The 23,767-nt window shown below is 69.7% G+C and carries 22 protein-coding genes; 14 read left to right on the forward strand and 8 right to left on the reverse strand.

Translation table 11 applies throughout. The features are described from left to right. Positions 1-132 precede the first annotated feature (132 nt). Entirely contained in the window at positions 133-540 is a 408-nt protein-coding gene (locus tag IM778_RS15390; protein ID WP_194409691.1) for a MarR family winged helix-turn-helix transcriptional regulator, read from the forward strand. Positions 541-573: 33 nt separating this feature from the next. Here IM778_RS15390 and IM778_RS15395 read toward each other — a convergent pair whose 3' ends face one another. Together IM778_RS15395 and IM778_RS15400 are read right to left on the reverse strand one after the other, a co-directional pair. Beyond that, the gene (locus IM778_RS15395; RefSeq protein ID WP_194409692.1) at positions 574-1,089 is read right to left on the reverse strand and encodes a glycine cleavage system transcriptional repressor; all 516 of its coding nucleotides are present in this window, start codon (positions 1,087-1,089) and stop codon (positions 574-576) included. 30 nt (positions 1,090-1,119) lie between these two features. Further along, the gene (locus IM778_RS15400) at positions 1,120-1,785 is read right to left on the reverse strand and encodes a DUF305 domain-containing protein (RefSeq protein WP_194409693.1); all 666 of its coding nucleotides are present in this window, start codon (positions 1,783-1,785) and stop codon (positions 1,120-1,122) included. 254 nt (positions 1,786-2,039) lie between these two features. Between IM778_RS15400 and IM778_RS15405 the strand changes: the two genes are divergently transcribed. Both IM778_RS15405 and IM778_RS15410 read left to right on the forward strand, forming a co-directional pair. After that, a complete protein-coding gene (locus IM778_RS15405) occupies positions 2,040-3,824 on the forward strand; it encodes an LVIVD repeat-containing protein (RefSeq protein ID WP_228484597.1) in 1,785 nt (594 codons plus the stop codon). Between the two features lie 227 nt (positions 3,825-4,051). After that, positions 4,052-5,863, forward strand: a complete 1,812-nt coding sequence (locus IM778_RS15410; protein ID WP_194409695.1) for an LVIVD repeat-containing protein — start codon at positions 4,052-4,054, stop codon at positions 5,861-5,863. 64 nt (positions 5,864-5,927) lie between these two features. On the opposite strand, the gene IM778_RS15415 is transcribed toward IM778_RS15410, so the two are convergent. Next, complete coding sequence (locus tag IM778_RS15415) at positions 5,928-6,305, reverse strand: hypothetical protein (RefSeq protein WP_194409696.1); 378 nt, start codon at positions 6,303-6,305, stop codon at positions 5,928-5,930. A 114-nt stretch (positions 6,306-6,419) separates the two neighbouring features. Between IM778_RS15415 and IM778_RS15420 the strand changes: the two genes are divergently transcribed. The 9 genes from IM778_RS15420 (at position 6,420) to IM778_RS15460 (ending at position 16,171) form a co-directional block, all read left to right on the forward strand. Beyond that, positions 6,420-7,583 (forward strand): polysaccharide deacetylase family protein, encoded by a 1,164-nt coding sequence (locus IM778_RS15420; protein ID WP_194409697.1) that lies wholly within the window; start codon positions 6,420-6,422, stop codon positions 7,581-7,583. Between the two features lie 292 nt (positions 7,584-7,875). Further along, complete coding sequence (locus IM778_RS15425; protein ID WP_228484854.1) at positions 7,876-9,384, forward strand: sugar transferase; 1,509 nt, start codon at positions 7,876-7,878, stop codon at positions 9,382-9,384. A 229-nt stretch (positions 9,385-9,613) separates the two neighbouring features. After that, a complete protein-coding gene (locus tag IM778_RS15430; protein WP_194409698.1) occupies positions 9,614-10,477 on the forward strand; it encodes a glycosyltransferase family 2 protein in 864 nt (287 codons plus the stop codon). Continuing rightward, positions 10,474-11,127 (forward strand): polysaccharide deacetylase family protein, encoded by a 654-nt coding sequence (locus IM778_RS15435; protein WP_228484598.1) that lies wholly within the window; start codon positions 10,474-10,476, stop codon positions 11,125-11,127. Before IM778_RS15430 ends, IM778_RS15435 begins: the two co-directional genes overlap by 4 nt. Positions 11,128-11,201: 74 nt before the next feature. Continuing rightward, a complete protein-coding gene (locus tag IM778_RS15440) occupies positions 11,202-11,900 on the forward strand; it encodes a hypothetical protein (RefSeq protein ID WP_194409700.1) in 699 nt (232 codons plus the stop codon). Positions 11,901-11,908: 8 nt separating this feature from the next. Continuing rightward, complete coding sequence (locus IM778_RS15445) at positions 11,909-13,261, forward strand: MFS transporter (RefSeq protein ID WP_194409701.1); 1,353 nt, start codon at positions 11,909-11,911, stop codon at positions 13,259-13,261. Beyond that, the gene (locus IM778_RS15450; protein ID WP_228484599.1) at positions 13,258-14,280 is read left to right on the forward strand and encodes a hypothetical protein; all 1,023 of its coding nucleotides are present in this window, start codon (positions 13,258-13,260) and stop codon (positions 14,278-14,280) included. Before IM778_RS15445 ends, IM778_RS15450 begins: the two co-directional genes overlap by 4 nt. Further along, positions 14,277-15,275: a glycosyltransferase family 2 protein gene (locus IM778_RS15455; protein ID WP_194409702.1), complete on the forward strand. Its 999-nt coding sequence runs from the start codon at positions 14,277-14,279 to the stop codon at positions 15,273-15,275. The genes IM778_RS15450 and IM778_RS15455 overlap by 4 nt, the downstream gene beginning before the upstream one ends. Beyond that, the gene (locus tag IM778_RS15460; protein WP_194409703.1) at positions 15,272-16,171 is read left to right on the forward strand and encodes a DUF6492 family protein; all 900 of its coding nucleotides are present in this window, start codon (positions 15,272-15,274) and stop codon (positions 16,169-16,171) included. Before IM778_RS15455 ends, IM778_RS15460 begins: the two co-directional genes overlap by 4 nt. A gap of 19 nt (positions 16,172-16,190) precedes the next feature. On the opposite strand, the gene IM778_RS15465 is transcribed toward IM778_RS15460, so the two are convergent. The 4 genes from IM778_RS15465 to IM778_RS15480 form a co-directional block, all read right to left on the reverse strand. Further along, complete coding sequence (locus tag IM778_RS15465) at positions 16,191-17,618, reverse strand: O-antigen ligase family protein (RefSeq protein ID WP_194409704.1); 1,428 nt, start codon at positions 17,616-17,618, stop codon at positions 16,191-16,193. Beyond that, positions 17,615-18,298 carry a hypothetical protein gene (locus IM778_RS15470; RefSeq protein ID WP_194409705.1) on the reverse strand — a complete coding sequence of 228 codons (684 nt, stop codon included), beginning with the start codon at positions 18,296-18,298 and terminating at the stop codon, positions 17,615-17,617. Before IM778_RS15470 ends, IM778_RS15465 begins: the two co-directional genes overlap by 4 nt. Continuing rightward, on the reverse strand, positions 18,285-18,851 hold the full coding sequence (locus IM778_RS15475; RefSeq protein WP_194409706.1) for a hypothetical protein: 567 nt from the start codon (positions 18,849-18,851) through the stop codon (positions 18,285-18,287). Before IM778_RS15475 ends, IM778_RS15470 begins: the two co-directional genes overlap by 14 nt. A gap of 252 nt (positions 18,852-19,103) precedes the next feature. Further along, positions 19,104-20,696: a DUF4082 domain-containing protein gene (locus tag IM778_RS15480; RefSeq protein WP_194409707.1), complete on the reverse strand. Its 1,593-nt coding sequence runs from the start codon at positions 20,694-20,696 to the stop codon at positions 19,104-19,106. 233 nt (positions 20,697-20,929) lie between these two features. On the opposite strand from IM778_RS15480, the gene IM778_RS15485 reads away from it, so the two are divergent. After that, positions 20,930-22,150: a glycosyltransferase gene (locus tag IM778_RS15485; protein WP_194409708.1), complete on the forward strand. Its 1,221-nt coding sequence runs from the start codon at positions 20,930-20,932 to the stop codon at positions 22,148-22,150. 107 nt (positions 22,151-22,257) lie between these two features. Next, positions 22,258-23,559, forward strand: coding sequence for a glycosyltransferase (locus IM778_RS15490; protein ID WP_228484855.1), 1,302 nt, complete (start codon positions 22,258-22,260; stop codon positions 23,557-23,559). On the opposite strand, the gene IM778_RS15495 is transcribed toward IM778_RS15490, so the two are convergent. Next, entirely contained in the window at positions 23,495-23,755 is a 261-nt protein-coding gene (locus IM778_RS15495; RefSeq protein WP_194409710.1) for a phosphopantetheine-binding protein, read from the reverse strand. The two genes, IM778_RS15490 and IM778_RS15495, sit on opposite strands and share 65 nt — an antisense overlap. Positions 23,756-23,767 lie beyond the last annotated feature (12 nt).

The raw sequence follows: 23,767 nt of genomic DNA on the forward strand, positions 1-23,767 counted from the left end.
TCCGGTTCGGGATGTGGGTTCGAGTAGATCGTCAACCATGTTGCCTATATCTGTCAAGGAGGTTGCGTAATTTTCGAGCAAGAGATCGCGTCCTTCGCGAAGAGTGCCGCCGACGACCTGGGCCTGCTGCTCATGACCGCCGCCTCGATCGTCACGACCGCAGCCCTGTCGGAGCTGGCGGCGACGGGGCATCCGGCGGTGCGCCTGTCACACGTTCCGGTCTTCGTCCACATCGATGCGGAGGGGACGCCGATCTCGGTACTCGCCGAGCGGAGCGGCGTGAGCCGACAGGCGATGAGCATGACCGTGCGCGACCTGGAGTCGCACGGCTATGTCGTCACCGCCCCCTCCCCCACCGACCGCCGCACCACGCTGGTGTCGCTCACCGAACGCGGCGCCCAGCTGTGCGCCGACGCCACCCGCATCAGCGCCGAGCTCGCAGCCCGGTGGTCGGACGAACTGGGCGCGGACGCCCTGCCCCAGCTGCGCCACCACCTCCGCACGATCGTCACCCGCTCGAAAGAGCTCCGCGCCGACTGACCCCGGCCGGATCGGCGCGGACGCGTGGGCCGGTCACGCGCCGAGCGTGACGTCCACCTGGATCTCGGCGGCGAGCCGCTCGAGCTCTGCGGTCAACGCGCCGAGATCGACGGATGCCGGGACCCTCGCCGAGACCGTCGCCTCGAAGAGCCGGCCGCCGTACATCGCGGCATCCCGCGTCGTCGTGACCATGCGGTCGATGCTCACGCCGTGCCCGCGCAGCACGGCCGAGAGGTCGCGCACGATGCCCGGATGGTCGTTGCCCACGACGTCGAACGTGAGCGGGCGTGCCGATGCGCGCTCGCGCTCGGCCGCGGCGCCGGGGTGGACGGTCACCTTCAGCAGACCGTCGAGCTCGGCCAGCGCCTCGCGCAGCTCGTCGGCGCGCTCGGGCGCGACCGAGACCTCGATGATGCCCGCGAACGCGCCCGACAGCTCGGCGAGCTGACTGTTCTCCCAGTTGCCGCCGTGGGCGCCGACGGCGTCCGCGACAGCCGCCACCAGCCCGGCGCGATCGTCTCCGACGACGGCGAGCACGAGGGTCGTCATGCGTTCACTGTACCGAGCGGCGTCGCCTGCTCAACCCGCGCGCTGGGCGAGCAGATCGCGCATGCGCGCGATCTCGATGGCCTGATCGGATTCGACATGGCGCGCGAACGCATCGATGTCGGGCTCCTGACCGCCGCCCGACGCATAGAGCTCGGCCACCATCTGGATGGCGCCCTCGTGATGCATGATCATGTACCGCAGGAAGAGCGCGTCGAACGCTTCGCCACGCGCCGCCTCCAGCTGCGCGAGCTCGTCGTCGGTGAGGATGCCCGGCATCGGCTTCGACCCGTGCTCGCCGTGGGAAGCGTCCGGATCGCGTGCCGGCTCTCCCCGCTCCTGGAGCCACCGCTCGAGCTGCCGGATCTCGTCGGTCTGACTCACATCCATGCGCTCGGCGAGCAGCTCGATGTCACGGTCGTTGCTGCGCTCGTCGACGTAACCGGTCATCTGGATCGCCTGGGCGTGGTGATGGAGCATGTCGCGGACGAAGGCGACGTCCTGCTCCACGTACCCCGGCGCCTCGAGCGCGGCCGCTTCCTCGGGGGAGAGCGTGCGGTTCGGTTCGCCCGGGCCGCCGAGCTGAACCACGGGCGTCGTGGGCACCGGTGCCGGATCGTCCTCGGCCGTGCAGGCGGTGAGCCCGAGCGCGAGCAGGGCTGCGGTGGCGACCGCAATCGATCGGACCGGTCTCGGCATCATCGCAACCTCTCGTCGGGCTCATTCCATCATGCGCTCCCGCCGGACTGCGCGACGGCCCGAAATCAGAATTTCACACGGGCGGTAGCGGTAACTCGCAGGACACCGATACATTCCCCCTCATACAACCTCACAACGAGGAAGTATGCGAAGTGCGATCCCTGTGAGCTTGCATTTGTGCGGGATGCGCTTCGGCCGGAGCAACGAACCGACATATCGATGACGTAATGCCGATTGGGAGGGGTACCCACCACATGAACAGAACCTCGCCTCAGGGATCGAGGTGGCGAGCGCGTACGCTCGCCGCCGTCGGCGCCCTGGCACTGGGAATCTCGATGATGTCGGCGACCGCAGCGGTCGCCGACACCGACGCCGACCCGCGCGAAGGCCTGGCCGCCGGCCTGCACGACGCCGGGCAAGCCGCCAGCAACATCGCTCTCCTGTCAGCGCAGCAGAAGCAGTCTCCGTTCACGACGAACTCCGACCTCGCCTTCACGGGCGACTACGCGATCGCCGGCAACTACTTCGGCTTCCAGATCTACGACATCAGCAACCCGGCGGCGCCGAGCCTCAGTGGCACCTTCGTGTGTCCGGGTGGCCAGGGCGATGTCTCCGTGTTCGGCGACCTGCTGTTCATGTCGGTCGAATCGGCCCCCGGCCGCCTCGACTGCGGTGCGACGCCCAGCCCCGCGACGAGCGACCCGCAGAACTTCCGCGGCGTCCGCGTCTTCGACATCAGCGACATCCTGAACCCGGTGCAGGTCACCGCCGTTCAGACCTGCCGCGGTTCGCACACCCACACCGTCGTCGAGGACCCCGACGACGCCGAGAACGTCTACGTCTACGTCTCGGGAACCGCGGGTGTCCGCACCACTTCGCCGAACGTCCCCGGCGGCTGCACCAACGTCAACGGAAACACCGTCGAGTCGCAGCTCGACGCCGACGGCAACCCGATCCTCGGGTCGCGCTTCCTGGTCGAGGTCATCAAGGTGCCGCTGGCGAACCCCGCCGCGGCCGAGGTCGTCAACCACGCGCGCCTGTTCACCGACGCCGAGACCGGCAGCCCGGCGGGCCTGTGGCCCGGCGGCAGCCACGGCGAGGGCATGCAGAGCACGTCGGCCACCGACGCGTGTCACGACATCACGGCGTACCCCGAGATCGGCCTGGCCGCCGGCGCCTGCGAGGGCAACGGCATCCTGATCGATATCAGCGACCCGGCGAACCCGATGCGCATCGACCAGGTCACCGACCCGCGGTTCGCGTACTGGCACTCGGCGACGTTCAACAACGACGGCACGAAGGTCGTGTTCACCGACGAATGGGGCGGCGGAAGCGGCGCGCGCTGCCGGGCGCAGGATCCGCTGAACTGGGGCGCGAACGCCATCTTCGACATCGTCGAGGGCAAGCTCGAGTTCCGCAGCTATTACAAGATGCCGGCGGTCCAGACGGCGACGGAGAACTGCGTCGCGCACAACGGATCGCTCATCCCGGTGCCGGGCCGCGACATCATGGTGCAGGCGTGGTACCAGGGCGGCCTCTCGGTGTTCGACTTCACCGACAGCGCCAACCCGGTCGAGATCGCCTTCTTCGACCGCGGTCCGAACAGCGCGACGTCGCTGGTCACGGGCGGCTACTGGTCGACGTACTGGTACAACGGCCACGTCTACGGCAACGAGATCGGCCGCGGCTTCGACAGCCTGGCGCTGCAGCCGAGCGAGCATCTGAGCGCGAACGAGATCGCCGCAGCCGGCGAGTACGTGGTCGGCCTGTTCAACGCGCAGGCGCAGCCGAAGTACGTGCACGCGCCGAGCTTCGCGGTGGTCCGGTCGTACGTCGACCAGGCCGAGCGGGCGGGGACGCTCTCGGGCAAGGCGCTCGTGGATGTGCGCGGGCACGTCGACAAGGCGGAGACGCTCGCCGCCAAGGGCAACGCCGGCTCGGTCGTCGACCACCTCACCAACGCGGCCCGCAAGTCGGGCGCAGCGCCCGACTCTGCACTCGTGCAGGCGCTCGCGGCCCTGGCCGCAACGCTCGGCTGACCCGACCGGAGCCGCCGCGCGCGGCGGCGTCCTCGCTCTGAAGGTGCCCGGTGGACCTCGTCCACCGGGCACCTTCGTGTCGTGCCGACGACCGATCGCGACGCCTAGCGAGACCGCCCGCCGGCGCGATAGATTCCGATCCATCGGTACCCGGGCTGCGCGTGCACACGGTCGTGCCCGCCCGTCTGCCCGAGGCGCCTCCACACTGCAGTGAGAGGGGAACATCAATGACGATCACCCGGCCATCCGCGCGATGGCGCAGACGCACGCTCGCCGCAGCAGGGGCGCTCCTGCTCGGCGCGTCGGTGCTGGCGGCCACCGCGACCGCCACCGCCGCCGAGGACGAGGTCGATCCCCGCGTCGGTCTCGCACCCGGCTACTTCGACGCCGGCATCGCGGCGAGCAACATCGAGCTGCTCGCGAGCCTGCCGCGCGAGGCGCCCTTCGACGCGCCGCCCGGCAACTTCGGGTTCGTCAACTCCGACCTCGCCTTCACCGGCGACCACGCGATCGTCGGCAGCTTCAACGGCTTCCAGGTCTACGACGTGACGGATGCCGGGGCCCCGACGCGGCGCAGCGCCTTCGTGTGTCCGGGTGGCCAGGGCGACGTCTCGGTGTACGGCCACCTGCTGTTCATGTCGGTCGAGGAGACCCGCGGGCGCATCGACTGCGGCACGCAGGGCGCACCGGGCGCCGTGAACGCGGAGCGCTTCCGGGGCGTGCGGATCTTCGACATCAGCGACATCGACAACCCGGTGCAGCTGCCCGGCGTGCAGACCTGCCGCGGATCGCACACGCACACGCTCGTCACCGACCCCGACGACCCGGGCAACGTCTACATCTACAACTCGGGCACGTCGACCGTGCGCTCCGGCGCCGAGCTGGCGGGCTGCGAGAACGCCGGGCTGAGCGCCGATCCGGTCACCACGGGCAACCCGACGCAGTGGCGCATCGACGTCATCCAGGTGCCGCTCGCGGCGCCCGAGACGGCGGCGGTGGTGAACCAGCCGCGGATCTTCACCGACCCCGCGACCGGCGCCTACAACGGCCTGCAGAACACGTTGCCGGGCGCGCCGCATCCGTCGGGCACGAGCTACAGTCCGCTGCCGAACACCAACACCTGCCACGACATCACGGCCTACCCCGAGATCGGTCTGGCCGCCGGCGCGTGCCAGGGCAACGGCATCCTGCTCGACATCTCCGACCCGGCGAACCCGGTGCGGATCGACGCGGTCTCCGACCCGAACTTCTCGTACTGGCACTCGGCGACGTTCAACAACGACGGCACCAAGGTGATCTTCACCGACGAGTGGGGAGGCGGCACGTCGGCCCGCTGCCGCGTGACCGACCAGCCGGAGTGGGGCGCGAACGCGCTGTTCGACATCGTCGACGGCAAGCTCGAGTTCCGCAGCTACTACAAGCTGCCGGCGGTGCAGACGCTGCAGGAGAACTGCGTGGCGCACAACGGCTCGCTCGTGCCGGTCCCGGGCCGGGACATCCTGGTGCAGGCCTGGTACCAGGGCGGGGTCTCGGTGATCGATTTCACCGACACCGCCAACCCGGTCGAGATCGCGTACCTCGACCGAGGACCGATCGACGAGCCGAACCCGACGGGGCTGAACCTCGGCGGGTACTGGTCGACGTACTGGTACAACGGCAGCATCCTGGGCAGCGAGATCGCGCGCGGGTTCGAGACCCTCGGCCTCATCCCGAGCGCGATGATGTCGGCGAACGAGATCGCGGCGGCCGGAGAGATCCAGCTCGCCGAGTTCAACGCGCAGCTGCAGACGAAGCTCGTCCACGCGCCGAGCTTCGCGGTGGTGCGGTCGCACGTCGACCAGGCCGAGCGCGCCGGTACCCTGACCGGCAAGGCGCTGGCCGACGTCCGGAGCCACCTCGACAAGGCCGAGAAGCTCGTGGCCAAGGGCAACACCGCCTCGGCGCTCGACCATCTCGCCAACGCCGTCCGCAAGTCGGGCGCGGCACCCGACTCCGCGCTGGCGGAGGCGATCGCCGCCCTCGCCGCGGCGCAGGGCTGACGCTCGAGCACGATCGCACGCTGCCCGGTGACCTCGGTCGCCGGGCAGCGTCGTGTCTGCCGGGTCAGCGGGGCGTGAGGTCGGCGCCGACGGGGAAGGGCAGGCGGAAGCGTTCCTGGTCCGCGCCGACGGCCGACGCCGCACCGTACTCGTCGGCCACGACCGTCACGCCGCGAGGGCTCGCCTCGGCGATGCGCACCGGGCGCTCGGAGCCGTCTGGGAGGCGCAGCGTCCAGCGGTCGGCGAGGTAGCTCAGGCCGAGCGCGTCCAGCAGCTCCTCGGCGGCGAGCCAGTCGATCGGCGCCGGCTCGCCCGCCGCGCCGAGCGGCGTGCGCTCGCGTCCGAGCAGGTCGAAGACACGGAAGCCGTCGCCGTCGGCGAGCATCCACCCCAGGACCTCGCGGTCGGCGCGGCGATGTTCGATCCAGTCCGCAGGCAGCACGGCAATCGAGCGTAGCCGCTCGGCGCGCGGCGCGTGCGCCGGGCGGCGGCATCCGGGTAGCATCCCCTCATCGACCGCGCGTGGGGATGCGGGGTCCGACGCGTGGGGGATCGCATGGCCACATTCGGCACGAGCGCGCCGCAGCGCCCCGCCAAGCGCGGGCGCCGCCGGCGAGCGCTCGCCTTCGCGACGGGCGGGCTCGTGCTGCTCGCCGTCGCCGGCACGGTCGCCGCCATCGCCCTGGCACGCCAGGGAGCGGATGCCCCGCCCGCCGCCGGGCCGACGCCTCCGGTCGCCGAGTCCCCGGTCGCGACCCCCGAGCCGACGCCGCTCACCGCCGAGGAGCAGCTGCTCGCCGGCACCACCGACCCCGCGGCGTGCGCGGTCTCGTTCGCGGGGGACGGCATCGCCGACCCGCCCATGCTGCAGACCCAGGGGGCGCTGTACGCGGCGCTGCCCATCCCCGCGCGCGACGGTCAGGTCTTCGCCGGCTGGTACGCGACGCCCGAAGCCGCCGCCGCGTACGCGATCCCGGATCGCGTGAACGGATCGGAGCTCGTCGCCTGCGCGGACCGGCGCATCACCCTTCACGGCGCGTGGATGAGCCCCGAGCAGAACGCGGCCGAGAACGCCCGCATCCCGATCCTCATGTACCACCAGTTCACGACCAAGCCCGAGGGCGAGAGCGGGTGGCTGCGCGGCAACTACGCCTACATCGGCGACTTCGACGCGCACATGGCCCACATCGCGTCGACGGGGTTCTACCTGCCGACCTGGGACGAGCTGTCGGCCTTCATCGACGGGCGCCTGTTTCTGCCGACGCACTCCGTGATCGTCACCGACGACGATGCCGATCAGACCTGGTTCGACCTCGCGGCGCCCGTCGTCGCGGCGCACAAGGTGCTGGCGACGTCGTTCATGATCACGGCGTACCGCCAGGATGCGGCGCCGAACCCGTTCGTGCTGCGACGCTCGCACACGCACGACATGCACCAGGCCGGCGAGAACGGCGACGGCCGCATCGTCAACTGGTCGGTGCCCGAGATCGTCGCCGACATGGAGACGTCGGCCGGCGTGCTCGGGGTGAAGGAGATCATGGCCTACCCGTTCGGCCACTACAACGACACCGCCAAGGAGGGACTGCGCCAGGCCGGGTGGGAGATGGCCCGCACCATCGAGCCCGGCTATGTCACGATCGGCACCGACAAGCTCGCGCTCCCGACCATCCGCATCAACTACGGCATGGGCCTCGACGCGCTCGTCGGCCTCATCGGCTGACAGGAGCTCCTCCGAGGGCCTATATCGGACTCGCGAATGGCGTGTCAAGTTTTTTCTGACATAGGCCTTCCGATCGCGGCGCTGCGGCAGTAAAGTGGCCGTGCGCAAGGGCACTGGGAGCCCTTCGACCCGACAACCCGGCCGGGTCTGCGCTCTGGGGTGGTCCGCGCGACGATGCCGTCGCTCCGGACTGTGGAAAGCTGATGTCTGCTGAGGACGCGTCGTCGTGCGCGCGGTGGACCGCGGTCTGATTGCGACCGCGATCGACGCGGCGCCCGCGGGCGCCGGAGGAGTGACCCGAACGCTCCCCCGACGCCCGACCCCGACGCGCCCTTCCATCGATACGCATCCTGCGGCAATCGCTCCACGCGTTCAGCCGTCGCTGGAGCGCCGCCACCTTTGGGAGCGACGCTACCGGCGACGGCTGGCCGCCACCGATTCCCTCGGGGTCGTCCTGGCGGCAGTGGCCGCCGTGATGTTCGAGACCGGCGGAGCCCTGCACCCCGCCGCACTCGCGGAACCCGCCCGTATCGGCATCTTCGTGATCTGCGCGTGGATGGCGCTGCTGGTGCTCGCCCGCACACGGGAGCCGGGCGTGCTCGGCGCCGGCTCCACCGAGTACAAGCGCATCGGGCACGCCACGGGTTTCGCGTTCGGCATACTGTCGACGATCTTCATCGTGGCCCAGCTCCCCGGGCTGCGGGCGCAGCTGATCATCGCCCTGCCGTCGGGGCTGGTCGCGCTCGTGTTCAGCCGCTGGCTGTGGCGCAAATGGCTGATCCACGAGCGCGAGCGCGGCGAGTGCGTCTCGCGGGTGATCGTGGCCGGCGCGCGAGTGGACGTGGAGTACGTCATCGAGAAGCTCGTGCACGATCCGCACCACGGCTACCTGGTCATCGGGGCGACGACGACGGACGGCGTGAGCGACCCGATCGACATCGGGGGTCGACACTATCCCGTGATCGGGCCCATGAAGTTCACCGCGGTCTACGGACGAGAGGCGGGCGCCGACACGATCGTCGTCGCCGGCACACCCGACGACGACCGCGACTTCGTGCGCCGACTCGGATGGGAACTGGAGGGAACCGCGGCGGAACTGGTGCTCTGCAATCGGCTCACCGACGTGGCTGGGCCACGGCTGTCGCTGCGGCCGCTCGACGGGCTGCCACTCGTGCAAGTCAAGATCCCCGAGTTCGAGGGCGGCATCCACGCCATGAAGCGCGGCATGGACGTCGTGTTCTCACTACTGGCTATGGTGCCCATCGTCCTCGTCACCCCGCTCATCGCGCTGGCGATCAAGCTCGACTCGCGCGGGCCTGTGCTGTTCCACCAGCTGCGCGTCGGACGCGACGGCCGCCAGTTCTGGATGACGAAGTTCCGGACCATGGTGGTCGACGCGGAAGAGAGGCGCGACGAATTGAGCGCCCGAAACGAAGGCTCGGGCCCGTTGTTCAAGGTGCGGCGCGATCCGCGAGTGACGCGTGTGGGCGCGGTTCTGCGCAGGTTCTCGATCGACGAACTGCCGCAGTTCCTGAACGTGCTCCGCGGCGACATGAGCATCGTCGGGCCGCGACCTCCGCTTCCCACCGAGGTGACCACCTACGACGGCACGGTATATCGCCGCCTCTACCTCAAGCCCGGGATCACTGGCCTGTGGCAGATCAGCGGCCGCAGCGACCTTTCGTGGGACGAAAGCGTCCGGATGGACCTTCGCTACGTGGAGAACTGGTCGATCGCCACCGACCTCATGATCATGTGGCGCACGGCAAAGGTCATGGTCGTGCCGAAGGGGGCGTACTGATGTCCCTCGAAAAGAGTCGGCCGATGACAACGGCGTCGTCGGCCGATGCGACCGGATCCGCGGTCAGCTGTCGTGAACGCGTGCCAGGTGCACCTGGAGTGTTGCGCGCGGCAGTCGCCCCATCCCCCATACGGGCATGGCCGCGGGTCCCTGGGGCGGCGCGCGCAGCGCGCAGAGACGTCGTTCGGCTCCGACGTCCAGGAGACCGCGTTCACGGAAGGGGCCGCGCATGGTGAGCATCGTCATCGCCGCACACAATGAGGAGGCGGTCATCGGGTCGTGTCTGGAAGCACTCCGACGCGCGACCGGGCCAGACGCCGAGATCATCGTCAGCGCCAACGGGTGCATCGATCGCACGGCAGAGATCGCGCGCGACCACGGGGCCATCGTCGTCGACCGCAGCACGCCCGGCAAGCCGGAAGCACTCAACGCCGGCGACGAGCACGCGACCGGTTTCCCGAGGGTGTACCTGGACGCGGACATCCGCGTACCCGCCCACGGGGTGGCCCGGCTCGAACGGCTCCTCGAAGGGGGCGCCCTTGCCGCCGTGCCGCGCCGGAGGGTGGAGACATCCGGTCGACCGCTCGCCGTCCGGGCGTACTTCGCGATCAACGGGCGCCTCCCCGCCTTTCGGGACGGCCTGTTCGGCCGCGGGATGATCGCGCTCTCCGAGACCGGTCGCAGGCGGTTCGGCCAGTTCCCCTCGTTGACGGCGGACGACCTGTTCCTGGACGCGCAGTTCTCGTCGGCCGAGAAGGCGGAGGCCGACGATGTGGTGGTCGTCGTCGAGGCGCCACGAACGACGAGGGCGCTCGTGAACCGGCTCGTCCGCGTGCGTCGCGGCAATGCCGAGATGCGGTCGGCGGCGGCGACCGGCGCAGTCTCCGGCGCGGTTCGGGAGTCCGATAGATGGGCGTGGCTGCGCGAGGTGGTCTTGCCGCATCCGCATCTGGCCTTCGCCGCGGTGGCCTACCTGATGATCACGCTGACCGCCGCCCTGCGTGCACGCGGCACTCGTCGCGGAGAAGGTTCGTGGGGGCGCGATGAAAGCACGCGCGTCGCGCACACGACGTGGATCGAGACGGCGCGGTGATCGTCAATCTCTGCTTCCACGGGGTGGGTGTCTGCGCGCGGGAGCGCGAACCCGGCGAGGCCGCGTACTGGACGGGCCGCGATGTCTTCCTGAGCGTGCTCGACGTGGTCGCACCGCTCGGCGACGTCGGAATCAGCTTCGACGACGGCAACCGATCCGATGTCTACCTCGCGCTTCCGTCGCTTCGCGAGCGCGGGCTCCACGCGACGTTCTTCCCACTCGCAGGCCGCCTGGACGATCCAGCGAGCGTCGACCCCGAGGACCTGCGCGAGCTGCGCGCCGAAGGGATGTCGATCGGTTCGCACGGGTGGGCGCACACGACGTGGCGTGGCCTGAGCGACGCCGAAGCCCGCCGAGAGCTGTTCGACGCGCGCATCGTTCTCGAGGAGGCGAGCGGCGGGGAGATCACGGAAGCGGCGTGCCCGCTCGGCGGCTACGACCGCTCGACGTTGCGGCGCCTCAAGGCGGCGGGGTACCGCGCCGTGTACTCCAGCGACCGGTTCCCGGCCCGGCGGAGCGCATGGCTGCGGGCGCGCTACAGCGTCCGCTCCGCCGACACGGTGGAGTCCGTCACGCACATCCTGCGGCATCGTCCGGGAATCGAGGAGATGAGGAACGTCGCGGCCAGCGCCGTCAAGCGGATGAGGTAGCCGTCCGCACACGCGGGTCGGCCAGGAGCGAGGCATCCCTTCGGGGGCGCCGGATCGCAGTCTGGGGATGCGATATGGATGGAGAAGAGAAGACCCTGACCGAGGGCAGACCCGAGAGGATCACGCCGGACGGTGAGGAGCGCGGAGGCCACACGCGCGCGCTGCGGTGGGTGCTGTGGGCAGTCGGGGCGGCCGTGGTCGCCGGACTGGCGATCGCCCTCTGGGGGTTCACGGCGGACGGCGACGCCGGCGCACCCGGCGCGTCCGGCGCACCCGGCGCCGTCGACGCCACGACCGCTCCGACCCCGCGCCCGACTCGGGGGCCGCTGCCCGGCGCGGAACCCACGACGGGCAGCGAAGTGCAGGCGCCCGACGCGACTGCGCCGTCCGCCGATCGGCTACCCGCGCTGTCGACTCCCTCCCCGCTGGTGAGCGCACCGCTTCCGGACTCGGGTTCGGCCTCCGGCGAACTCGTAGACGGATTCCCGACCGGTGTGATGGCGCCTGCGCCGCCCTCTGAAGTACTGCAGAGCTCCATCGCGACCGAGGGCGACACGATGCAGGTGACGTTGCAGGCCCGCACCGACGCGACACCGGACGAGGTGAGCCAGCACTACCGTGCCGTGTGGAGCGGTCTCGGACTGGCTGCGACCGGTTCGAGCGACGGAGCCGATACCTCGTACTCGGACGCGTTGTCGTCATTGACGCTCGCTTTCACGTCCTCCGGCACCGGCACCGTGTACACCGTGTACGGCGTCTTCCGCCTGAGCTGAGGCACGCGGTGTACCTCTCGTTCTCCAACTCGCCGGAATCCGGAGCCGAGACCCGCGTCCCGCCGCGAGCGCCGCGCGGGGTGCGGACGGTCTCGTCGACAGTGGTCACGCTCGGCATCGTCTCTCTGCTCACCGACATCTCGTCCGAGTCGGTCGCCGCCATCCTGCCGCTCTACGTCACGGGTGTGCTCGGCCTGTCGACGATCGCCTTCGGCTTCCTCGACGGCCTCTACCAAGGCACGAGCGCACTCATCCGCATCGCCGGCGGTTACGCCGCCGACCGGTACGACAGGCCCAAGTGGGTCGCGTTCGCGGGCTACGCGCTCGCTGCGGTGGCGCGCGTCGGACTGCTGTTCGCGACGGGATTCGCAGCGATCGCCGCGGTCGTCACCGCCGATCGCATCGGCAAGGGCCTGCGCACGGCGCCGCGGGATGCCCTCATCACCGCCGTGTCCGAGCCGGGGAGGCTCGGCAGGTCCTTCGGCGTGCACCGGACGCTCGACAACATCGGCGCGGCGATCGGCCCGCTGATCGCGTTCTTCATACTGTTGGTGATCCCCGACGGCTTTCACATCGTGTTCGTCGCGTCCCTGGCCTTCGCCCTCGTCGGCGTGCTCATCCTCGGGCTGGTGGTGCCGAACGTCCGAGCAGGAGCACGCGAAGAGACGACCGGAACGGATGCCGCCACGTCGGTCCTGCGGAGCCGGAAGAGGTGGAACTGGTCCGCCGTGGCCAGCGGCCCCCTGCGCCGCGTCCTCGCCGCGGCCGGGATCCTCGGCCTGCTCACCATCGGAGACGGCTTCATCTACTTGACGCTCCAATCGCGCAGCGATTTCGCCGCGCAATGGTTCCCGCTCCTCTACGTCGGCACGAATGTCGCCTTCCTGGCGTTCGCCATCCCCCTCGGAAGACTGTCAGATCGCGTGGGACGTGCACGCGTCTTCGTGCTGGGCCATCTCTCACTGCTCGGCGCGTACGTGATCGCCGCCGTGCCGATCGCCGACGCCGCCGCGACGATCCTGTGCCTGATCATGCTGGGCGGCTTCTACGCCTCGACGGACGGCGTGCTGGCGGCCCTGGCGAGCCAGTTGACGTCGCCCGAGACGCGAGCCACCGGCATCGCCGCCGCGCAGACCGTCGTGGCCGTCACACGCTTCCTCTCCGCGACGGCGTTCGGCGTCCTCTGGTACCTCACCGGGGCCGAGGCGGCGATGCTCCTGGTCGCCGCCCTGCTGGCCGTCGCGATTCCGGTCTGCGCGCTGATGCTCCGCCCGTATCTGTCGGTCACACGTCCGCTGAGGGCCTCGGCCGGTGTCGGCGCCACCGCCGAGGCCGAGCACACGGAGGTCTCCGGCCCGTGAACAGTCGCCAGAAGTGGATCCTCGTCGCCGCAGCGTCCGTCGTGGCACTCGGCGCGACCACCGTCGCCGGCGTCGCGGCCTGGCAACAGCACCGGCTCCGCCAGGACGCGCCCAGCGCAGCAACCGGGGCCGTGTCCGCGACACGGCCATCGGGCGATCGAGTGGTCTTCCGCAACACGGCGCTCGGCGAGGGCTACGGAATGGTCGCGAGCGTGCCCCTCGAGGATCCGGCCGGCCCGAGGTCCCTCACCGAAGTGGCGTGCGATCGGGTCGACGCGATCGAGGACGAGTTCTCGTGCCTGCGGACCGAGCGGGGGATCGTCCCGTCGTACTCGGCGTCGCTGTACACCAACGACGGCGCGGTCGTCCTCACCTGGGCGCTTCCCGGCATCCCCAGCAGAACCCGGATGTCGGACGCCGGCACGCGGATCGCGACCACGTCGTTCGTGACCGGGCACTCGTACGCGACGAGCGGGTTTTCGACCACGACGAAGATCCACGACGTTCTCGGCGGTGATTTCGGGGACTTGGAGGAGTGGACGTTCATCGTCGGTGGCTCGACGAGCGCCCCGGTCGACCGCAACTTCTGGGGGGTGACCTTCATCGACGAGACGACCTTCTACGCGACCGCCGGTCTGACGGGTTCTGGCAGGACCTACCTGGTCAAGGGCGACATTCCCGCGCGCACCCTCCTGACCGTCGCCGAGGACATCGAATGCCCGTCGCTCTCCCCCGACGGCACCCGCATCGCCTTCAAACGCGTGACCGCCGGGTCCGGACCGTCCGCACATCGGACGCCGGCGATCCTCGACCTGACGACCGGAGAGGTGACCGTGCTGCCCGAGACCCGCCCTCTCGACGATCAGATCGAATGGCTCGACGACAGCACGATCCTGTACGGGATGCCGCGAGCAGATGACCCCGGCCAGAGCGACGTGTGGGCACTCGAGACCGATGGGTCGGGGGCGCCTGAGCTTTTCATCGAGCACGCATGGTCGCCGTCGGTGGTGCGGCCATGAAGAAGTCAGACGGTGGATCTTCGACGACCGGTCGCTTCATCGGTCCCGGCGAGCCTGTCGACATCGCGGTGATCGTCGTGACGTACCGCAGCGCCGCCCACATCGAGCGCCTGATCCCATCGCTGCGCCGCGAGGCCGGCACGCATCGAATGCGCGTCGTCGTCGCCGACAACGACTCCCCGGACGGGACTCTCGAGGTCGCGCGGGCGCATCGCGATGTCGTCGCGATGCCGACGGGCGGGAACCTTGGCTACGCGGGCGGCATCAACGTCGCCATGGCGGCCGTCGGCGACGCCGACGCGATCCTCGTCCTCAATCCCGACATGGTCGTGGTTCCGGGCGCGATCGCAGCGATGCGCGCGCGGCTCTCGCAGCCCGGAGTGGGCATCGTCGTGCCGACGATCCTCGACGGCGAAGGCGCGCGGACGCGGTCGCTGCGGCGCGAGCCGAGCGTGATGCGCTCCGTCGGCGACGCGGTCTTCGGCGGTCGCTTCCATCGACGACCGGGGGTCTTCGCCGAGACGGTACTCCGGTCGGCGGAGTACACGACCGCGCATCGAGTCGACTGGGCGACCGGGGCGGCATTGCTCATCTCGCGGGAGACAGCCGGGGCGGTGGGCGACTGGGACGAACGGTACTTCCTCTACTCGGAGGAGACGGACTACTTCCGTCGCGCCCGCGAAGCGGGATATGCGGCGTGGTTCGAGCCCACGGCGGTCGTACGTCATTCGGAGGGTGGGTCGGGCGTATCCGTCGACCTGGACCGGCTGCTCGCCGTCAACCGCATCAGGTACTACGCGAAACACCACGGCCGCTTCGCCACGACGACGTTCCTCGGCGTGGCCGTGCTGAACCACCTCGTACGATCGGCGGATCCAGGTCACCGGGCGATCCTTCGCACCGTCGCTACTCCGCATTCGTGGTCGGCCCTTCCGAGAGCATCCCGCACTCCTGCCCCCCGCGTGGCACGCGAAGCCGAGGGGACCCCGGCATGAGTCTCGCCATCGTCACCACCAGCCACAAGCCGGACTTCCCGTCCTTCCTGCGATTGCACGCCTCGGTGCTCGAGCACACTGATCCGTCGACGCTGCACATCGTCGCTGTGCCGGAGATCGATGTTCCGCTGTTCGAGTCGATCGGGTCGAGGCGCCTGCGGGTGGTGAGCGAGCGGGACACGCTGCCGCGACGGTTCGTCTCTGTGACGAGGCTGACGAGGATTCCCCGCATCCCGCGCGGATTCCGCATCGCAGCGCTGAACATCACCCGTCCGTGGCCCCCCATCCGGGGATGGATCCTGCAGCAGATGGTCAAGCTCGCGGTCGTCTCCCAGCTGGAGGTCGATGTGGCGCTCATCATCGACTCCGACGTGCTCCTGGTGCGCCGAGTGGAAGAGTCGATGTTCCGGGATCCCGACGGCGTGGTGCGGCTCTACCGGCTGCCGGACGGGATCACCCCGGACATGACGCGCCACCTCGCACAACGGGCGAAGGCGCTCCAGCTGCTGGATCTCCCCGGGGGCGAGGCATGCTCTCCGGACTACATCGCCGGCATCGTGAGCTGGGATCCGTCCCTCGTGCGGCGGATGCTCGCCAGACTGGAGACGACGACGGGGCGGCCGTGGCAGGACTGCGTGGGACAGAGCCTCGACTTCTCGGAGTTCATCACGTACGGCACTTACGTGATGCTGCTGGCCGACGCCGACCGGCGCGCCTTCCTCGGTGATCGCAGCCTCAGCCACAGTCACTGGGGACCGACTCCGCTGACGATGGATGCCGCCAGGCGGTTCGTCGACATGCTGGCGCCGGAGGACCTCGCCATCCACGTCCAGTCGAACACCTCGACCGAGGAATCCGTGCTCCGCTACATAGCCGCAGAGGTCGCACGCAGATGACCGCCCGCGTGTCGAGCGATCATTCGCGCGACGGTTCCTGCTGACTCTTGACGGGCTCCGCCGGTTCCGCCAGCGTGGGCAGGCTCGATCTCGGAATGACTTCGAGATTCCGGATGTCGTGGGCCACAGCCGTCCGCACGGCGGCACAGAGTCCCACGAGGACGAAGAGGAATCCCGCGGCGATCGGGAAGGCGAGGCCGTCGAAGAAGGCGAAGACCACGGCGATCGTGAGCACCGACGCCGCGAGCGCATGACCGACGAGCTGCGCGTCAGGCGCCCGCGATTGCTGCCGAGCATTCCACGCGCTCCACATCGCGGACGCGAGCATGGCGCCGAAGGCGGCGACACCGAGCACGCCCAGATCGATCGCCAGCTGCGCCCACTGGTTGTCGAGGATGTAGTAGCGCGGTAAGAAGATGCCGAAGCCGATGCCGTACAGGGGCGACACCGAGACGAACTCGGGGAGGCGGTCCAGTGCGCCGGCGCGCGACAGGGTGCTACCGTCCTCGGCGATACCCGTGAAGAGACCGATGGTCGAACCGGCGAGCCCCGGCACCGCCGCCACGAGGGCGGCAGCGACGACGACACCGCCTCCGATGACCGGCCACCGGTACTGTCTCGGCACCGCGGGGATCATCGCGACGACCGCGATGACGAACCCGATGATGGCCGAGCGGGAGACGCCGGTCAGAGCAACCAGGACGAGTAGTGCGGTGACGACCCACCACCACACTCCGGACCCTTTCGCGAGTGTCCACCGAAAGCCGCGCGAGAGTGCGGCTGCGATACACAGCGGCACCGCGGCGTTGAGCACGGTGGAGAACTCGAGCGGGTGCGTCGCGGTTCCCGCGGAGCGGGTGATGCCGAAGCGCTCGACGGTGCCGCCGTCGCCGTGCGTGACCCCGGGGACCGACCCCCAGAAGTCGAGCAACGACGAGCCGGTGACTGCCTGCAGCAGACCGAGCAGCGCGAGGAGGGCGGCGCCGATGCAGACCCGACGCAGAAGGCGCGTGACGTCGTACATGGTGCGGATGCCGTCGACGATCACGAGGAGCACTCCTCCCCACGAGACGAGGCGCAAGATCGACGTGATCAGCGGACTCACCTGATCCGCGGGCTGTCCGCGGAGGAGGGCGGCGGCGAAGCTCACGAGTGCGATGACGAGCAGCACGACGAACGCGATCCGCACCGGCTGCCAGACGGGCGGGACGTCCACGCTGCGCCACTGCAGGCGCGAGAGCGCCCAGTAGGCGAAGAGGACGAGTCCCCAGAGCATGGCCGGGCGGCCGAAGCTCCCGAGGCTGCTGATGGTCACGTTGGACGGGATGCCCAGAAGAAGCACGAGATACACGGTGATCAGGCTGACGGCATCCCATCCGAACCTGCCCGCGAGGCCGCGGTGCGACGCCGCCGAGACAGGACTCAAGCCGGGCCGGAGCGCCGTCACTGCTCTTCGAGCTCCGCGTCGGAGTCCGGCGACGTCTGCCGCTGCGGTCCCTCGGCAGCGGGCTCGTCCGCCGTCACCCCCCGTCTCCGGCGCTTCGCAAGCCCGTCGACGAGCGCGGCCAGCGCGAGGGCGACCACCGCGACCGCGACACCCGCTCCCGCAGCGGCGACGGTGCGCGTACGCTGCCGCAGAGTGCTCTCCGTGTCGACGGCGAGGGTGATCAGCGACATCCTGTCCCGGTCGGGGATGTTCTCCGAGTTCTGTATCTGCTCGAGCGTGGTGACCGTGCGATCCATCATCGTCGCCAGCAGCTCCGCGGCCGACTCGTCGTCGCCCGTCGTCACGGTGATCCTGACGACCGGCGCCGACCCTGCTCCGCGGTCGACGACGACTTCGGAGCCGGGAAACCTGTCGAGCACCGCACCCTGCACGTTCTCGCCGCTGACCGACTGAACGATGACGTCGGCCGGGATGGAGAGCCCACCGAGGAAGAGAAAGGGATTGGTCGCACCCTCGGGGAGCGATGCCGGGCCCGGCAGCAGCATCTGCGTGCCGGCGCGCTCGTACTCAGGGCCCACGGCGTTCCATACACCCGCGACCGTCGCTACCGCGAGCAGAAGACCGGGGATCGCGATGTACCAACGCCTCCGCAGCCTCCAGAGCAGATCAGCGGGTTTCATGCGCCGGCCCCCTCTCCGGCCCCGTGCGACTGCGGCGGCGATGCCGTTGCGCGCCGCGATCCCAGAGCAATGCGGCGCCGACACCCCCGATGATCCCCGCCACTCCGATGGCTCCGAACGCGAGGAACTGGGTCGTGCGGGAGGGCGTGATGTGCTCGATCCTCCACGACAGTGGCTGGACCGACTGCGAGATGAGCTGGGACTTGCGGGTGCCGACGGTCTCCTGCAGCCGGGTGGCGGTCGCCAGGACTTCTTCGACGAGCGCAGTCCGGCGCTCGTTGACCGAGTCTTCCGAGCGCCCCACCACGCGCACCTCGATCGCCGCATTGGGATGATCGGTCACGAACTGGTTCCCCACATACGACATGAAGACCAGTTCGGCCTCGCGAAGGCCTGCACCGTAGAGTTGCGCCTCTTCCTCCGAGTAGTGCTTCGGCTCATGACCGCCGTTCACCTTGCGCGCCACCAGATCGGCGAAGGCGATCACGCTTTCATCGACGAATCCGCTCTCGGGCGCGATGCGCGCCGCTCCTGGCCAGCGGAACTCGACCACCGTACGTGTCGAGTGGATGCCGCCGTCCTGCAGAAGGAGGATCGCGAGGAGGGTCGCAAGCCCGAGGGCCGCCACGGACGTGTACCACCGCCGCGCGACGACGCCAAGGATCTCGCGCACTGTCACGGTCTGCCTCCTCTTCGCGGCAGGCGGGCCCCCAGTGGCCGCACAGGTGACAGGCTACCCCGCGAAACCCCGGCGCCGGTGGGATTCGCAGGGAGGCGGAGTCGCCCGACGCGCGGCGCGCGCGCGTCAGTCGTTCTCGGGGATCAGTCCGAGCGTGTCGTCCCAGATGTTCCCCGTCCATGTCCCGCCGCTCACGTAGCCGATGCCATACGCCGACCGGCGGGTGAAGCGATTGTCCTTGACGACGATGCCGGTGATCGGCGTGGAGTTCAGCATCCAGCCACCGCCATCGACGAGGCTGTCCTCGATCGTGACGCCCCGCCCCCCGCGATCCTTCTGCCCCATCTGGAAGACCGCATTCACGCCCGACTGGTTCCCCAGCTTGAAGGTGCTGTGGCTCACGACGATGCCGCCTTCAGCGGTCGACTGCAGCCCATCGTTGTGCGAGCCGTCCACGACGGCGAGCGCTGTCACGTAGCTGTCCTCGATGCGGACATCGGCGTTGGCCTTGAACCCGTCCAGGCAACCGTGCACGTGCACGTTTCGCGCCGTGTAGCCGCGGAAGGACAGACCGGCCTGGCATTTCGCCGTTCCCTTGATCTCGACGTTCTCCGCGGTCAGTCCGAGGCAGCTATGGGCGTCGCGCGTGACACCGGTGTAGTCGCAGTCGATCGGGTAGTAGGCGCCCGAGTCGAGGAAGATGTTCCGGAGCGTGACACCGCTGTGCGCCACGATGATCATGCCATCGGCGATGCTGAGGTTCTGGATGGTCACGCCGTTGCCGGTGGTCTGTATCGCGCGGATGTCGGACCTGTACGACCAACCCGGACCGCTGACGGCGTCCTCCGGGACGCGGATGAGAGCGGCTTCGTCCGCAACACCGGTGTTGGTGGCGTCCGGATATCCGCACGCGCTCGGCAGATCGATGCAGTTCCTCTGGGCGCCGCCGACCGGATCGGAGGTCGTCGGCGGGGTGGGCGTCGGAGTCGGCGTCGGAGTCGGCGTCGGCGTCGGCGTCGGCGTCGGCGTCGGCGTCGGCGTCGGCGTCGGCGTCGGCGTGGGAGTAGGAGTAGGAGTAGGAGTCGGGGCCGCAGTCGCGGTCGGGCTCGGGGTCGGCGACACCGCGTCCGGCTCGTACGCGATGTCGACGAGGAAGTTGGTACCCCGCGACGAGCGGCTGGGGAACCGGCTGTCGCCATAGCGATAGACACCCGCGCCTCGCTCGAGGACGAATCCGTTCTGGACGCGCTTCGAGGTCAGGTCTCGCCGGATCACGGGGTAGCGTCCCTCGGGAGCATGGTACGACACCGTATAGCTCTTGCCCGCCTGCAGCCGCACGGGCTGCTCGAGTGCGACCGTCCGCCATCCGGCCGTCGTGGTCGCCGTGAACCGGGCGCGTGACAGCACGGTGCCCTGGGAGGACCACAGGGTCGCTTCCGTGACCCCGGTCGCGTCTGGCCCCTGGTAGTACTGCAGCGCCGTCACGGCGCCGTCGCGCTGTGGCGAGAACCTCACGCCCAGTTCGATCGCGGCACCGCGACCCGACGAGGCGTCGGTCGGCGTCAGATCGTCGGCGAACATGCCGACCGGGGCGGCTGCGGCGGCCATTCCGGGCACGGCGGCGAGAGTCGTCAGCCCGAGCACCGCAGCGAGGACGAAGGCGAGGCGGGTGCGAGACGAGCGCACTCGGGCGCGTCGAAGCTGGGATCGGGTTCGCATAGCACATCCAGGGGGAGCTTGTGGGGAGGCTTAGCGAGCCTACGAGGCCGCCCGGCCCCCGCCCCGCCATATGAGCGACATCTAATGCCGTATGAGAGGTGCCTCATGGCCGCGCCATCGCGATGATGGGTGCCGGCAGCGGTGCGGCGACCCTGCGGGTCTGGGCGCCGTCCCGGCCGGCGAGTACACTCTGGGCCCAGATACTTGGCGCTGCTTCCCCGCGGGGGTGATCGATGCCAGAGTCCGACCGAGCCTGGAGGACACCCACCTCGATCGTGTGCGTCTACAACGATCCCGAGGTGCTGGGCAGCTGCCTCGCGCGATCGATCAGTGCGGGACTTCACTCCGCCCCGCAGACTGAGCTCATCGCCGTCGACAACCGGGGCAACCCCTTCCCGGGCGCCGGGGCGGCGCTCAATCACGGAGCCCGGCAGGCGCGAAACGACGTCGTCGTCTTCGTCCATCAGGACGTCGTGCTGCATTCCCTCGTCGCTCTCGAGGAGGCGGCGGGAGTCCTGGTCGCAGATCCGGGCATCGGGATCGCGGGCGCGGTCGGCATCGATTCACGTCAGCGCGTCCTGGGCCGTATCCGGGATCGAGTCGTCGTGATCGGAGAGACCGTCAGCGGACCGCGCGATGTCGACTCGCTCGATGAAGTGCTCCTTCTCGTGCGCCGGGATCTGGTTCTGAAGGAACCGCTGAGCGAGGATCCGCTGCTCGCCTGGCACGCATATGGCGTCGAGTACTGCGCTCGTGCACGAAGTGCCGGTCTGCGTGCGGTCGCCCTCGACATCCCCCTCACCCACAACAGCCTCACGACGAATCTCGACGCCCTCGATCTCGCCCATCAGCGCGTCGCGGACCTGTATCCGCGCCTCGTTCCAATCCGGACGACGTGCGGAACCATCTGGGGCGGCGAGGCGCCTCGCGGCGTCGGCCGCCGGCTGCGGCGCGTGCGAGGAGCGCGGGTGTGGTGGGGGGAGTCGCTCGAGGCGCGAGCACTGTCCCGCGTCGCCCCCTCCAGCCCGATCGTCCTCGCGGATGTGCGGATCCTCATCGACGAGATGCTCGCACGGGGCGAGATGAGGTCTCTGCGGGCACTCGACCTCGACACCGGCGACGGCGAACCCACGAGAGCGGACGGCATGAGCCGCCACGGCAGGCCCTTCGTCGTCGCGTCAGTCTCCACCGACGTCGCCCGAGAGGCCATCGGGCACCGCGATCCGACGGAGCTCCTCCTCATCACGGCCGCAGATGCTCGCCGTCTCGCCGCCCTCGGACCGGTAGGGGACGTCCCGCACGTCGTCGGGCATTCACGCGATACCGGCGTCTGGGTGCTGATCGGCGTTCCTGCCGCCAGACTCGCGCCACTGTGGTCACGCATCCGCAACCGGCCGTTCGCCGGGCTCATGCGGGTTCCGCGTGACGCGGTCTCCGCATCGAGCGGCCTGTGAACGGCCGTCTGCGCGTCGCGCGGGTCCACGCGCAGTTGGCGGCCAGGGGCTACGGTGCCCTCGTCACGCTCACCGACCTGCTGCCGCCACGCATCCGGTACGGATACGTGCACAGGATCACAGCGAAGGTCCTCCGTCGGCCCCTACCGGTTCTCCCATCTCCCGCGACCGGATCGAGCCCGCTTGCCCACCCAGGCGACCCTGAGCCTTTCGCCGACCTCACGTGTGCGCTGGCCACCGACGGGCTGGAGATCGGCGGCATCGGCTTCGTCATCGAGGAACTCGCTGTGCGACTTCCTGCGGCGAAGGTGCATCCCGTCGTCGTGTGTCGTGGTGAGGGCCCCCGGGCCGCGCGACTGCGCGCGGACGGGATCGAAGTGCGCCCCGTCGCCACCTCCGGAGAGGCCGCTGCGGCACTCCGCGACGTCGACGTGATCGCTCTTCACAGTGCGCCCGCCTTTGTCGAAACGGCGGCGATCGAAAGCGGCCTGCCCCTGGTGACCGCCATGCACAACACCGAGATCCACTTCACACGCCGGCGCTGGACTGCGTTCCGCGCGCTGATCCGCCGGTCAGAGGTGGGCGTCGCGGTGAGCGAGACGGTGCGCGAGTTCCACGCCCGCCACGTCCCCGGGCCAGACGCCCGGAGGTTCCGCGTCGTCCCGAACGGAGTCCCGGGATCCGCGCCGGCAACCGACGGCGACCGCGCGGCGGCGCGCGACGCCCTTGCCGGTGTGCTCGGAGTGCCGCTCGGAGACGACATCGTGTTCGTCTGCCTCGCTCGGTACGACTCGCAGAAGAACGTGGCCGGCACCGTCGCGTCGTTCGTCTATGCGCTCGAGAACGGGCTCGCCGGTGTGCGCTTCGTCTTCGCCGGTGACCCGTCGGACTGGGTCGAGGTCCGGCGTGCCGACGCGATCCGGCGCTGCAGCCCACAGGGCGACCGGGTTCATCTGCTGGCCAACTCGCACGCGCGCACACTGCTTCTGGCAGCCGATGCCTTCCTGCTGAACTCGTTCTTCGAGGGCTGGGCGGTTGCGGCCACCGAGGCGGCCGCCACAGGCCTGCCGCTTGTTCTCAGCGAAGTGGGGGGCGGTGCAGAGCTCGTCTCCTTCGATGCGACTCGGTCCGTGCTCATCCCGAACGCGGTGGGCGAGGCTGCGGCAGTCACCGACGCGCGCGTCCGCGCCGCCCGCCGTCGCTCACGACGACAGTCGAACCGTGGTGCGTTCGCCGAGGCCCTCTCGGTGGTCGCCCATCGCGTCCGCGCCGACCCGACGCGCCGAGTGCCCCCGGCGATCCTCACGAGCGTCGCCGACATGGTGCAGGGTCACGCGGCCGCGATCAGGCTCGCCGGCGCTCGACGAACTCAGCCAGAGATCCGACCGTCTCGAACACCTCCTCCGTGAAGTCCTCGTCGGCCATCACGAACCCGAACTCCTCTTCGAGCGAGGCGGCGAGTTCGAGCAACGCGAGCGAGTCCAGCTCGGGCATGCTGCCGAAGAGCGGCGTCGCGGCGTCCAGAGTGTCGGCGCGATCCGAGATCTCCAGTGTCCTCACGACGACAGCCTTGACGCTGTCGAGGGTGTCGCTGCTGATGTTCATATCCTCTTCCCC

Source organism: Microbacterium cremeum, assembly GCF_015277855.1.
Classification (GTDB): Bacteria; Actinomycetota; Actinomycetes; order Actinomycetales; family Microbacteriaceae; genus Microbacterium; species Microbacterium cremeum.